Origin of the sequence: Streptomyces sp. TLI_105, from assembly GCF_900105415.1 — a bacterium.
Lineage (GTDB): Bacteria > Actinomycetota > Actinomycetes > Streptomycetales > Streptomycetaceae > Streptomyces.
In genome coordinates this window covers 4,330,510-4,343,323 of sequence record NZ_FNSM01000001.1, presented here as the reverse complement: position 1 = coordinate 4,343,323, position 12,814 = coordinate 4,330,510, and the positions used below count along the sequence as shown (strand labels likewise).

The window sequence follows — 12,814 nt, the reverse complement described above, 5'->3', positions numbered from 1 at the left end:
TGCTTTACAGCGCTCGGGTGTATCGCCACCCGCGTCGACCGTGGCCGGGCGCAACCGACGATCGAGGGGGATCTCCATGGCTGCATCGCGTGCGGTCGCAGGCAGTCGATCAAGCCGGGCCGTGCTGCTCACGGTGACCTGCCTGGGCCAGTTCATGGTCCTGCTCGACAACACGATCGTCGGAGCGGCACTGCCCGACATGCAGCACCGGCTGCACACCCAGCTGACCGGTCTGCAATGGATCGTCGACGCGTACGTACTGCTGGTCGCCATGCTGCTGATGTCCGGCGGCGTCTTCGCCGACCGGTTCGGCCGCAAGCGGGTGTACCTGACCGGCGTGGCGGTGTTCACCGCCGCGTCGCTGCTGTGCAGCCTCGCGCCCTCGCTCGGCTGGCTGGTCGCCGGCCGGGTGCTGCAGGGCATCGGGGCCGCGGCGCTGAGCCCCGCCTCGCTGGCCCTGCTCGTCGCCGCCCATCCCGTGCCGCAAGAACGCATCAAGGCGATCGGGCTGTGGGCCGGATTCAGCGGAATCGGTCTGGCCGCAGGCCCCGTGGCCGGCGGCGTGCTGACAGATGCCTTCGGCTGGCCCGCCATCTTCCTGGTCAATCTGCCCATCGGCGTGGTCCTTCTGCTGGTCGGCCTGCGCCACCTCGGCGAGTCCCGCAATCCGAGCGCTCCCGCGATCGACGTCCCCGGCACGGTGCTGTCCGTTCTGGCGGTGGGGGTACTGACCTACGGCCTGATCGAGGGCGGTGCCCGCGGCTGGACGTCGCCGGTGATCCTGGGAAGCTTCGCCGCCGCGGCGATCCTCCTCGCCGCCTTCGTCGCCGTCGAAGCACGTCGCTCCGCCCCGATGCTGCCGCTGCGGCTGTTCCGGCAGCGGCTGTTCACCGTGTCCAACACCGCCATGATCGTGGTGGGGTTCGCGCTCATGGGCTCGTCGTTCTTCTTCTCCCAGTTCTTCGTGTACGTCCAGGGCAGCTCGATCCTGCGCGCCGGCCTGCAGACCCTTCCCACCTCCCTCGCCATGGTGGTCGTCAGCCCGTTCGCGGGACGGCTCGCCGCCCGGTACGGCTTCCGCATCGTGGTCACCACCGGCCTGGCCCTGGCCGGCCTGGGCCTCCTCGCGCTCGGCACGGTGCACGCCGACACCGGCTACGGGAACGTGTGGTGGCGCCTTGGAGTCGTCGGCATCGGCTTCGCCCTGACCATGTCCCCGCTGACGGGAGCCGCCATCCAAGCGGTCAGCCCGCAGGAAGGCGGCCTCGCGTCAGGCATCAGCAGCACCACCCGGCAGATCGGCGCGGTGCTCGGCGTGGCGGTACTCGGAGTCATCGTCCGCACCCGGCAATCCGGTAGCGCCTCCTTCGAGACCGGCCTCGACAGCGCCTTCGTCGCGGCCGGCGCCCTCACCCTGGCCACCGCCGTGTTCACCGGCCTGTGGCTGGCGAGGTCCCATCCCGCGGAGGGCTCCGCGACCCCGCGACGTTCCACCGATCCGGACGCGGTCACCACCTCGGACGGGGTGTCCGCGAGCCGCCCGAACTAGACCGAGATCATCTCGTGGCCCGTTTCCGCCGTATCCGGTTCACGCCCCTCCGTGAGGGGAGGCGCCATGCAGATCACCGCGTCCACCGTCTCGCCCACGCGGCGACACGCCGCCGACCATCGCCGCCGTCCACGTGACTCCCCCGGCCGACGACGTCACCGTCTCCCCGAACGCCGGCACTCCCTCAGCCATGAGCAGGTCCGGACGGTCACCGCGGGCGCCCTGGAGGTGACCCTCGGCGGCCGGAAGGCAAGTACCCGGAAAGTGAGTACCCCGAAAGTGAGTGCACAGATGCACCCGACGTTCGTACTGGTCCGCGGGGCCTTCGCGAACTCCTTCTCCTTCGCGCCCCTCCAGGCGGAACTCGGGCTCCTCGGACACCGCTCGGTCGCCGTCGACCTGCCCGGCCACGGCTTCCAGGCGACCTTCACCCGCGCCTACCGGTCGCCCCAGGACCCCGAAGGTCTCGCCACCGCGCCCGGCTCGACCAAGGGCGGACTGGCCACGCTCCCGGCCCCGTCCGCTCGGGCGTGATCGGGCCGGTGTGACCGGTATTCCGGCGCCTTGAGCCGCCTGCGGGACGGAGTCCCCTCCTTGTCGGCGGTCGTGACGAGCAGCCGCCGGGCCGCAGCACGCGGGCGGCTTCGGCGATCGCCGGGGTGGCGTCGTCGGGCGGGTGGAGCAGCCGGACGACGACGACGGCGACCGCCCCGGCCGTTCCGCCCCCGTCCACGCGTCCAGGCTTTGGCCGCACACCTTTGCCGACGCTAAGGTGTGGCGCCGCACTCGGCGGATCGCTCCCCTGAAGAAGGTGGGAATGGGGCTCATGGACGCGGACCACGCGGGGCTGGTCGTCGCGGCGCAGGCCGGTGACGACCGGGCGCGCGAGGAGCTGATCGCCGCGTACCTGCCGTTGGTCTACAACATCGTCGGGCGAGCGCTGAGCGGACATGCCGACGTCGACGACGTCGTCCAGGAAACCCTGCTGCGCGTGGTCCGCGACCTGCCCGCCCTGCGCGCCCCGGAGAGCTTCCGGTCCTGGCTGGTGTCGATCACGCTCCGCCAGATCAACACCCACTGGCACCGGCAACACGTCTTCGCCGACCGGACCACGGTCATCGACGAGGCACGCCAGATACCGGACGCCGGCGCGGAGCCCGTGGACGTGACGATCCTGCGGCTGCACGTGTCGGACGAGCGCCGTCGGGTCGTCGAAGCCGGCCGGTGGCTCGACCCGGACCATCGGATGCTGCTGTCGCTGTGGTGGCAGGAATGCGCCGGCTTGCTGAGCCGTGACGACATCGCCGCCGCGACGGGGCTCACGGTCGCCCACGTCGGAGTGCGCCTGCAGCGCATGCGCGAGCAGCTGGAACTGTGCCGGACGATCGTCACCGCGCTGGAGGCCGACCCGCGCTGTCCGCAGTTGGACGAGACCGTCGTCGGCTGGGACGGTCTCCGTGCATCGGTGTGGCGCAAGCGGATAGCGCGGCACACCCGTGACTGCCCGGTCTGCACGGCGACGACGACCGAACGGGTTCCGGCCGAACTGCTGCCCCTCAGCCTCACGACGCTGGCCGTCCCGGCCGGACTGATCGCCGCGCTGGCCGCCAAGGGCCTGCTGTCGGGTACGGCCGCGAGCGCCGCCGGGCTGGCCACGGCACCCGTCGCCGTCGGCACGGCGACGGGAGGGGGCGGTCTGCACGGCGCGCTGATCGGCAAACTCCACGCGGTGACCGCTCATCCGCTGGTGAGCCTCGCCACCGGCGCGGTGCTCATCGCCGGGACCGCCACCTACGCGACCTGGCCCGAACCGGCGCCCCGGGTGCCCGGCGTCATCGCCGCTCCCACGGTCGGCACTCCCACGCCGATCCCGTCGCGCACCACCACGTCGGCCACACCGTCCCCGGTGGGTCCGTCCGCCGTCGCGGGCACCGTTCCGCTGGGCGCACGGTCGCTGGAGTCCGCGGACCAACCCGGCCTGTACCTCACGGATGCCGGCGACTTCGCGACGCTCGGCCGGGTCTCCGCGTCCAGCGGCGCGCAGGCACGGCAGCGGGTCACCTTCACGGTCATCGGGGGGCTGGCCGACACACGGTGCGTCACCTTCCGCGCCGCGGACGGCCGGTACCTGCGCCACTCTTACCTGCGGCTACGGCTGAGCACCGACGACGGCAGCGCACTGTTCCGTGAAGACGCCACCTTCTGTCCGCGCCCCGGGGCGGTCCCCGGGTCGGTGACCCTGCACGCGCACAACTATCCCGGATCGGTCCTCCGCCACCGCGACGGTGGCATCTGGCTCGACGGCTCCGACGGCAGCCGGGCCTTCGCCGGCCAGGCCTCCTTCATCGTGCGCAGGGCCTGGGCGTGAGAACCGCTCCCTGAGCATGGTGGACCGGGTCGCGCGGTGCCGGCTGGTGATCCTCCAGCGCAAGCCCGCACCACAACCCCTCACCACGATCCCGCACCACAATCCCGCACCACGCCGTTCTCCACCCGGCGGTGAGCCGAGTGCTGCGCCGATTCCGGCTTCGATCCGCGTTCATCGACGGCTGCCTCGCCGTGACCGGCCTGAAGGCCGATCACCGCAACCGCCGCCGATACCCCTCCAGAAGCCTTCACGGTCGATCAGAGCGGCGCGCGCCTTCCACCGGTGCGACCGGACGGCGGGGTTCGGCATAACGCCTTTTGCCTGCGAGATGCCTCACTGAGCAATCGTCCGGACGGCACGACTTTTCTGTTACGGGACCGCGCGTTCGGAAGCCTCCACTTCGGGGGGTGCCCTTCCCGCCGCTCGCCATGACGTGCCGGCGCGGCAGGGCTCCCGACCTCCCCCGTTGACGTATCCCCTGAAGAAAGCCGCTCTGATGACGCGACCCACCCACGAACCCCCGAGGAAAACCATGAAGGGCCTGCACCGGCGCGGCCGGCGCCGCCGCACGCTGACGGCAGGGCTGTCGGCCGCGGCGGTGGTGGCCGGTGTCGTGACGCTCCTCCCCAGCTCCGCCGGAGCCGCGAACCTGGGTACCCAGGCGGCCCCCTCGGGCAGGTACTTCGGCACGGCTGTGGCCGCCGGCAGGCTCGGCGACCCGACGTACGCCGAGATCGCGGACCGGGAGTTCAACATGATCACCCCGGAGAACGAGATGAAGTGGGACACCATCGAACCGTCCCGCGGCCATTTCAACTTCGGTCCCGCGGACCGGATCGTCGACCACGCCACGGCACACGGCCAGCGCCTGCGCGGCCACACCACGGTCTGGCACTCGCAGCTCCCCTCCTGGGTCGGCTCCATCCGCGACGCGAAGACGCTGCGCGGCGTGATGAACAACCACATCACCACCGAGATGACCCACTACAAGGGCAAGATCTACGCCTGGGACGTGGTCAACGAGGCGTTCGCCGACGGCGGCAGCGGCCGGCTCCGCAGCTCGGTCTTCCAGAACGTGCTGGGCGACGGCTTCATCGAGGAAGCGTTCCGCACCGCCCGTGCGGCCGACTCCTCGGCCAAGCTCTGCTACAACGACTACAACATCGAGAACTGGTCGGACGCCAAGACCCAGGGCGTCTACCGCATGGTCAAGGACTTCAAGTCCCGCGGCGTGCCCATCGACTGCGTCGGGTTCCAGAGCCACTTCGGGGCGGGCGGCCCGCCGGCGAGCTTCAAGACCACCTTGGCCGGCTTCGCCGCCCTGGGCGTCGACGTCCAGATCACCGAGCTGGACATCGCCCAGGCATCACCCACCCACTACGCGAACACGGTCGGCACCTGCCTGTCCGTGGCCCGGTGCACCGGCATCACGGTGTGGGGCGTCCGTGACAGCGACTCCTGGCGCAGCGGCGAAAGCCCCCTGCTGTTCGACCGCGACGGCAAGCCCAAACCCGCGTACACCGCCGTCATGAACGCTCTCCATTCCGGATCCGGCACCACCCCGGCCAAGCCGGCCGACGGTACCGGGGAGATCAAGGGCGTGGCCTCCGGCCGCTGTATCGACATCCCCGGCTCCGCCACCGCCAACGGTACCCAGGCGCACCTGTGGGACTGCAACGGGCAGGCCGGCCAGCGCTGGACCCACACCGCCGCCAAGCAGCTGAAGGTCCACGGCGACAAGTGCCTGGACGCCAAGAGCAAGGGCACCACCAACGGCACCCCGGTGGTCGTCTGGGACTGCAACGGCGGGGCCAACCAGCAGTGGAACATCAACACCGACGGCACGATCACCGGCGTCCAGTCCGGGCTGTGCCTCGACGCCGTCGGCGCGGCCACCGCGAACGGCACCAGGATCCAGCTGTACGCCTGCGCGTCCGTCGGCAACCAGAAGTGGACCGCCCCGGCCGGGACGGGCGGCGGCACGTGTGCTCTTCCGTCGACGTACCGATGGACGTCGACGGGTGCGCTGGCGCAGCCGGCGAACGGGTGGGACGCGGTGAAGGACTTCACCCACGTGGTGCTGGGCGGCAAGCACCTGGTCTACGCGTCGAGCGCGTCGGCATCGTCGTACGGCTCGATGGCGTTCAGCCCCTTCACGAACTGGTCGGACATGGCGTCGGCCGGCCAGACCAGGATGAGCCAGAACGCGGTGGCGCCCACGCTGTTCTACTTCGCGCCCAAGAAGATCTGGGTGCTGGCGTACCAGTGGGGTGCGTCGCCCTTCAGCTACCGCACGTCGAGCGACCCCACCAACCCCAACGGCTGGTCCGCGCCGCAGCCGCTGTTCACCGGCGGCATCCCGGGCGCCGCCCCGATCGACCAGACCCTGATCGCCGACGACCAGAACATGTACCTGTTCTTCGCCGGCGACAACGGCAAGATCTACCGGGCGAGCATGCCGATCGGGAACTTCCCCGGCAACTTCGGCTCCTCGTACACGACGGTCATGAGCGACACGGTGAAGAACCTGTTCGAGGCGCCGCAGGTCTACAAGGTCCAGGGCCAGAACCAGTACCTCATGATCGTCGAGGCTCGGGGCGCGAACGAGCGGCGCTACTTCCGCTCGTTCACGGCCTCCCGCCTGAACGGCTCGTGGACCCCGCAGGCCACCGACGAGAGCAACCCCTTCGCGGGCAAGGCCAACAGCGGTGCCACCTGGACCGACGACATCAGCCACGGGGACCTGGTCCGCGACAACCCCGACCAGACCATGACCATCGACCCCTGCCACCTGCAGTTCCTCTACCAGGGCAAGTCCCCCACCGCGGGCGGCCCCTACGACCGACTGCCGTACCGGCCGGGTCTCCTCACCCTGCAGCGCTGACCCGCCCGATCCACGGTTACGCAAGGAGAACACCCCCCATGAAGAACCCCATGAACGGCGGGCGCCGCGGGCGTCACCGCCGCCGCTGGACCGGGGCCGGACTGCTGCTCGGTGTGCCCGCCGTCCTCGTGCCGTACCTCCTGTTCGTACAGGACGACTCGCAGGCCGCGACGGTCGACGGCAATGCCTACTACCGGCTGCTTTCCGTACGCAGCGGCAAGGCGCTGGACGTCAACGCCTTCTCCACCGCCGACGGCACCCGCATCCAGCAGTGGACCGACCAGAACACCGCCAACCAGCAGTGGAAGCTGCGGCCCACCGGTGACGGCTACTACGAGCTGGTGAACCGCAACAGCGGCAAGGTGCTGGGCATAGCGGGCGACTCGACCGCCCGGGCGGCTGCCGCCGAGCAGCAGACCGACAGCTCGTCCGCCTCCCAGGAGTGGCGGGTCGACGAGGTGAGCGGCTCCGACGCCGTCACCTTCACCTCCCGCAGGAGCGGCCAGGTCCTGGACGTCTCCGGAGGCTCCACGGCCGACGGCGCGGTGGTCATCCAGTATCCCGGCCATGGCAGCACCAACCAGCAGTGGAAGCTGGTGAGGACGGCCGAGACCCCGGTCCCCGGGAGCGGACCGTACGGGTGGAACAACGCCCAGGTGGTGGGCGGCGGTTACGTCACCGGGCTGGTGTTCAACCCGCGGGAGCGGGGCCTGCTGTACGCGCGTACCGACATGGGCGGCGCCTACCGCTGGGACACCGCGGCCGAACAGTGGATCCCGCTGACCGACTGGCTCGGCGAGAAGGACTGGAACCTGCTGGGCATCGACGCGCTGGCCACCGACCCCGTCGACCCGGGCCGGCTCTACCTCGCGGCGGGCACCTACACCAACGAGTGGGCCGGCAACGGCGCGCTCCTGCGTTCCACCGACCGGGGCCGCACCTTCCAGCGCACCGACCTGCCGTTCAAGCTGGGCGGCAACGAGGACGGCCGCGGGGCGGGCGAACGGCTCGTGATCGACCCCTCGGACAACCGCACCCTGCTCCTCGGCACCCGCAAGAACGGCCTGTGGCGCAGCACGGACAGCGGTGTGACGTGGAGTCAGGTCTCCTCGTTCCCCGTCAAGGACGGGGCGGGCAGCGGCGCGGGCATCTCCTTCGTGACGTACGGTCCGGCCGGCAGCAAGACGATCTACGTCGGCGTCGCCGACCGGTCCACCTCCCTGTACCGCTCCACCGACGGCGGCAGCACCTGGCAGGCCGTCTCCGGGCAGCCCACCGGCCAGCTGCCGCAGCACGGCGTGCTCTCCGGTGACGGCTCGCTGTACCTGACGTACACCGACGCCCTCGGACCCAACGGCGTGACGGCGGGCTCGGTGTGGAAGTACACGCCGGCCGGCGGGGCGTGGAAGAACGTCTCCCCGTCCCAGGGCGCCTACGGGTTCTCCGGTCTGGCCGTCGACCCGCAGAAGCCCTCCACGGTGATGGTCACCACCCTCGACCGCTGGTGGCCCGAGGACGAGCTCTACCGGACCACCGACGGCGGCACGACCTGGAAGCCACTGGCCGAGAAATCGGTGCGGGACGCCTCCGCCGCTCCTTACGTCGGTACCGGCATCGGGCACTGGATGACCGCCCTGGCCATCGATCCCTTCGACTCCGGGCACGTGCTGTACGGCACCGGCGGCGGCGTCTGGCGCAGCAAGGACGCCAACGCCTCCGACAGCGGCGGCACCAGCCACTGGACCGTGGGGGCGCGGGGCCTCGAGGAGACCGCGCTGATGGACGCGATCGCGCCGCCCGGCGGTGCCACCGTCATCACCGCCATGGGCGACCAAGGCGGCTTCCGCCACGACGACCTGACCAAGGTGCCCGCCGGGCGGCTGAACAACCCGATGATGACCAACAGCACCGACATCGACTTCGCCCAGGCCAACCCCTCGATGATGGTCCGTGTCGGCCGGGGCGGCGCACAGGACGGCGCCTACTCCACCGACGGCGGCGTCAGCTGGAACGGCTTCAAGGCGGAACCGGTGGCCGGCGCCCAGGACGGCCACATCGCGCTTGCCTCGGACGGCTCCGCCCTCGTCTGGACCCAGGCCGGCCAGGTCCCGTACCGCTCGACCGACAAGGGGGCGAGCTGGTCGAAGGTCGGCGGCCTGGGCACCGACGCCGTGGTCGTCGCCGACCGCTCCTCGGCCAGGACCTTCTACTCACTGGCCGGTGGCACGCTCCACGCCAGCACCGACGGCGGCGCGACCTTCACCGCCCGCGCCACCGACCTGCCCGCCGGCCGGCTCACGGCCGTCCCCGGCGTCGCGGGGGACCTGTGGATCGCCGGCAGCGCCAAGGGGCTGCTGCACTCCACCGACGGCGGCCGCACCTTCACCACGCTCACCACGGTGAAGTCCGCCTCCGCCCTCGGCTTCGGCAAGGCCGCGCCGGGCGCCTCCTACCAGGCCCTGTACCTGATCGGCACCGTCAAGGACGTCACCGGCGTCTTCCGATCCACCGACAAGGGCGCCACCTGGCTCCGCGTCAACGACGACGCCCACCAGTGGGGCAGCATCGGCGGCGTCGGCGTCATCACCGGCGACCCCGACACCTACGGCCGCGTGTACGTCGGCACCAACGGACGCGGCCTCCAGTACGGCGACCCTTCCTGACCCCGACGCCGGAGCGGGGCCGCAGGCACACAGCGGTCATCCGCTCTTCCGCGAAGCCCCAGGTCGGCGACCTGGGGCTTCGTCGTCGCCCGGACCTGCCGCCCCGCCTGCGCAGGCGGGGCGGGCTCACCGTCGCGGAGCCCCCGCGAGCCGCGGACAGGACTCCCCCGGCTCCGAAACGCTTCCCTCGAAGTGAAGGAATACCTGCGTTCGCGGCCTGAGGATTTACCCGCCCCCGCTCGGAGAGTTTTTATCGGCAACACGCAGGGGAAAATATTCTACGCACACGGGCCGCAGTGACGTGCTACTGTCGAAACCAGTTGCAGTTTTGGTACCCAAAGATTTCAGGCGCCTCCCGTCGGCCGCGTGCCGCACGGAAGCGCTTTGTATTTCCGGTCATTTTCCGGGCAGGGCATCATCGCGGCGACACGGCATCCGTACGGTACGGATGCCGATGTACTGCCCCAAGGAGACATGACATGAGCACTGGCACCGTGAAGTGGTTCAACGCGGAAAAGGGTTTCGGCTTCATCGAGCAGGACGGTGGCGGCCCTGACGTGTTCGCCCACTTCTCGAACATCGCCGCCCAGGGCTTCCGCGAGCTCCAGGAGGGCCAGAAGGTCTCCTTCGACATCGCGCAGGGCCAGAAGGGCCCGACGGCCGAGAACATCGTTTCCGCCTGACGCCGGCGCGTCATACGTAGCTGGGGCCCGCATCCCTCGGGGTGCGGGCCCCAGCTGCATTCATTTCGCAGGGTTCTCACCCACCCCTGCGCCTCTCGCATTCCTTTCGCTCGCCGCTTGCTCCGACAATTCCTTGTCCCGGGCCAAGCCGCCTGCTGTTCGCATTTCATTCGGCCCGTGCCTGTGATTCCCGAAGCAGCTCATCCGCTGCCGGAATTCCTCGATACGCGCCGTATCAAGGAAGGTTCTGAATGAACCCCACACGCACGAACGGCCGTTCCTCCCGCACCCGCCGCAACGGCGGCCGCGCGTACGGCTCCGCCGCCGGTTCGGGACTGGGCAGCCGCTTCGGTTCGTCCGCCCCGAGCCGATCGGGAGCTCCGGGGCGCTTCGGCGGAGGCGGCCGACGATCCGCCCCGGTGCAGGGCGAGTTCGCCCTGCCGAAGACGGTCACCCCGGCGCTGCCCGCCGTCGAGACGTTCGCCGCCCTGGCCCTCGACCGGCGCCTCCTGGCCGCGCTCACCGCGCAGGGCGTGTCCGTCCCGTTCCCCATCCAGGGCGCGACGCTGCCGAACTCCCTGGCCGGCCGTGACGTCCTCGGCCGCGGCCGGACCGGCTCCGGCAAGACCCTCGCCTTCGGTCTGTCCCTGCTCGCCCGCACCGCCGGACAGCTCGCCGAGCCCCGTCAGCCGCTGGCGCTCGTCCTGGTCCCCACCCGGGAACTCGCGCAGCAGGTCACCGACGCCCTCACCCCCTACGCCCGCGCCGTGAAGCTGCGCCTGACCACCGTCGTCGGCGGCATGCCGATCCGCCGGCAGGCGAACGCGCTGCGCGGGGGCGTCGAAGTCGTCGTGGCCACCCCCGGCCGCCTCAAGGACCTCATCGACCGCGGTGACTGCCGACTGGACCGGGTCTCGATCACCGTCCTGGACGAGGCCGACCAGATGGCCGACATGGGCTTCATGCCGCAGGTCACGGCGCTCCTGGACCAGGTCCGTCCCGAGGGCCAGCGGATGCTGTTCTCCGCGACGCTGGACCGCAACGTCGACCTCCTGGTCCGCCGCTACCTCAGCGATCCCGTCGTCCACTCCGTGGACCCCTCCCAGGGCGCGGTCACCACGATGGAGCACCACGTCCTCCACGTGCACGGTGCCGACAAGCACCGGCTGACGACCGAGATCGCGGCGCGCGAGGGCCGGGTGATCATGTTCCTGGACACCAAGCACGCGGTGGACCGCCTCACCGAGGACCTCCTCGGCTGCGGCGTCCGGGCCGCCGCCCTGCACGGCGGGAAGTCGCAGCCGCAACGCACCCGCACCCTCGCCCAGTTCAAGACCGGGCACGTCACCGTCCTCGTCGCGACGAACGTCGCCGCGCGGGGCATCCACGTCGACCACCTCGACCTCGTCGTCAACGTGGATCCGCCGACCGACCACAAGGACTACCTCCACCGCGGCGGCCGTACCGCCCGGGCGGGCGAATCCGGCAGCGTCGTCACCCTGGTCACCGCCAACCAGCGCCGCGACATGTCCCGCCTCATGGTGACCGCCGGCATCGTGCCCGAGACCACCCAGGTCCGCTCGGGCGAGGAGGCACTCGCCCGGATCACCGGCGCGCGGACCCCGTCCGGCATCCCCGTGACGATCACCGCGCCGCCCGCCGAGCAGCGCAAGCGCGGCGCGACCTCCCGCGGTCGACGCGGTCCCGCCTCGGCAGCGAGGCGCGCCGGCGCGCGGCGTTCCGCCGACGCGGCGGCCTGACCGGAGCCCACGGGCGAACGTGAGCTGACGCCCGGGCAGCCCAGAGGGCCCGACCGGCACCTGCCGGTCGGGCCCTCTGGCGTAGCGGTGTGCCGGTTCCTCCAGGGGCGCGACGTCAGTGATCGGAGTAGCTGAAGTCGCCCATGGTCCAAGCGCTGACGTCCGCGATCGAGACGCGGTACATCCCGCCTGTCTCCGGGATCCCCACCATGCCCTGAAGGATCCGCGCCATGTGGAAGTGCAGGTACTCGGGCGGCCCGTCCCTCCGCGTCGTGGCGGTGAAGACGGCGGAGAACTCTCCCAGGTGGGCGGAGTCCGCCAGGACCTCCGAGACCCGCTGCCTCCACACCTCTTCGGGTGCCAGTCGACCGGTGATGACAGTGCCACCGGTGACCACGGTCAGGGACATCTGGTTGCTCTGCCCGGACTCCACCAGCGCGGCGACGTCAACGAGCAGCTCGTCAGGCTTCGACATGAAAGCCGATCCTATTCACGGCCCGCCCCGTCCCCCCAACCGGTCGTGCCGGGCTCCTGCGCTTCACCGTTCGAGGTCGATTACCTGCCCAACGGACACAGGAAAATCTACATCGGCCGGAGTAGACATTGGGCAGTGGCGTGGTTATGGTTTCTCTCGTAGCCCAGAGAGACAGCAGGGCCTGGCAGAGAAGAACTGCCGGCAAGCAGTACCAGCAGTACAGGTAGTTGCAGTTCGCAGGACGGTACGGCGGTGGAGCCCCGAAGCCAGGGTGGTTGCAGGACGGCGACGGGACTGACGGCCGGACCGGGTGGCCCGCGGTGATCAGGGGCCGCCGCGAGCGGGACCGCGGTCATGACAGACGCGGTACCCGCGCGTGCAGTGCGCAGTACCCCGCAGTGAAGTCGGTGAGCAGTACCCCCGGTGAAGGCG

At 70.7% G+C, this 12,814-nt stretch carries 7 protein-coding genes and 1 pseudogene; 7 read left to right on the top strand and 1 reads right to left on the bottom strand.

Going from position 1 to position 12,814, the window contains the following annotated elements; all coding sequences use genetic code 11:
- Window positions 1–76 precede the first annotated feature (76 nt).
- The 7 genes and pseudogenes from BLW86_RS19830 (at window position 77) to BLW86_RS19800 (ending at window position 11,907) form a co-directional block, all read left to right on the top strand.
- Window positions 77–1,549, top strand: a complete 1,473-nt coding sequence (locus BLW86_RS19830) for an MFS transporter (RefSeq protein ID WP_093875273.1) — start codon at window positions 77–79, stop codon at window positions 1,547–1,549.
- Window positions 1,550–1,840: 291 nt separating this feature from the next.
- A pseudogene (locus BLW86_RS19825) lies at window positions 1,841–2,044 on the top strand (alpha/beta fold hydrolase); the annotation flags it as partial.
- Between the two features lie 322 nt (window positions 2,045–2,366).
- Window positions 2,367–3,917 (top strand): sigma-70 family RNA polymerase sigma factor, encoded by a 1,551-nt coding sequence (locus tag BLW86_RS19820; RefSeq protein ID WP_093875272.1) that lies wholly within the window; start codon window positions 2,367–2,369, stop codon window positions 3,915–3,917.
- 532 nt (window positions 3,918–4,449) lie between these two features.
- Window positions 4,450–6,801, top strand: a complete 2,352-nt coding sequence (locus BLW86_RS19815) for a non-reducing end alpha-L-arabinofuranosidase family hydrolase (protein ID WP_093875271.1) — start codon at window positions 4,450–4,452, stop codon at window positions 6,799–6,801.
- Window positions 6,802–6,839: 38 nt separating this feature from the next.
- The gene (locus BLW86_RS19810) at window positions 6,840–9,464 is read left to right on the top strand and encodes an RICIN domain-containing protein (RefSeq protein ID WP_093875270.1); all 2,625 of its coding nucleotides are present in this window, start codon (window positions 6,840–6,842) and stop codon (window positions 9,462–9,464) included.
- A gap of 479 nt (window positions 9,465–9,943) precedes the next feature.
- Window positions 9,944–10,147, top strand: a complete 204-nt coding sequence (locus BLW86_RS19805; protein WP_093875269.1) for a cold-shock protein — start codon at window positions 9,944–9,946, stop codon at window positions 10,145–10,147.
- Between the two features lie 251 nt (window positions 10,148–10,398).
- Window positions 10,399–11,907, top strand: a complete 1,509-nt coding sequence (locus BLW86_RS19800; RefSeq protein WP_093875268.1) for a DEAD/DEAH box helicase — start codon at window positions 10,399–10,401, stop codon at window positions 11,905–11,907.
- A gap of 115 nt (window positions 11,908–12,022) precedes the next feature.
- Here BLW86_RS19800 and BLW86_RS19795 read toward each other — a convergent pair whose 3' ends face one another.
- Complete coding sequence (locus BLW86_RS19795) at window positions 12,023–12,382, bottom strand: hypothetical protein (RefSeq protein WP_093875267.1); 360 nt, start codon at window positions 12,380–12,382, stop codon at window positions 12,023–12,025.
- Window positions 12,383–12,814: the final 432 nt, after the last annotated feature.

Coding starts and splice junctions, on each gene's coding strand:
- BLW86_RS19830 (WP_093875273.1), top strand. CDS start 77: ATGGCTGCATCGCGTGCGGTCGCAGGCAGTCGATCAAGCCGGGCCGTG.
- BLW86_RS19820 (WP_093875272.1), top strand. CDS start 2,367: ATGGGGCTCATGGACGCGGACCACGCGGGGCTGGTCGTCGCGGCGCAG.
- BLW86_RS19805 (WP_093875269.1), top strand. CDS start 9,944: ATGAGCACTGGCACCGTGAAGTGGTTCAACGCGGAAAAGGGTTTCGGC.
- BLW86_RS19800 (WP_093875268.1), top strand. CDS start 10,399: ATGAACCCCACACGCACGAACGGCCGTTCCTCCCGCACCCGCCGCAAC.
- BLW86_RS19815 (WP_093875271.1), top strand. CDS start 4,450: ATGAAGGGCCTGCACCGGCGCGGCCGGCGCCGCCGCACGCTGACGGCA.
- BLW86_RS19810 (WP_093875270.1), top strand. CDS start 6,840: ATGAAGAACCCCATGAACGGCGGGCGCCGCGGGCGTCACCGCCGCCGC.
- BLW86_RS19795 (WP_093875267.1), bottom strand. CDS start 12,382: ATGTCGAAGCCTGACGAGCTGCTCGTTGACGTCGCCGCGCTGGTGGAG.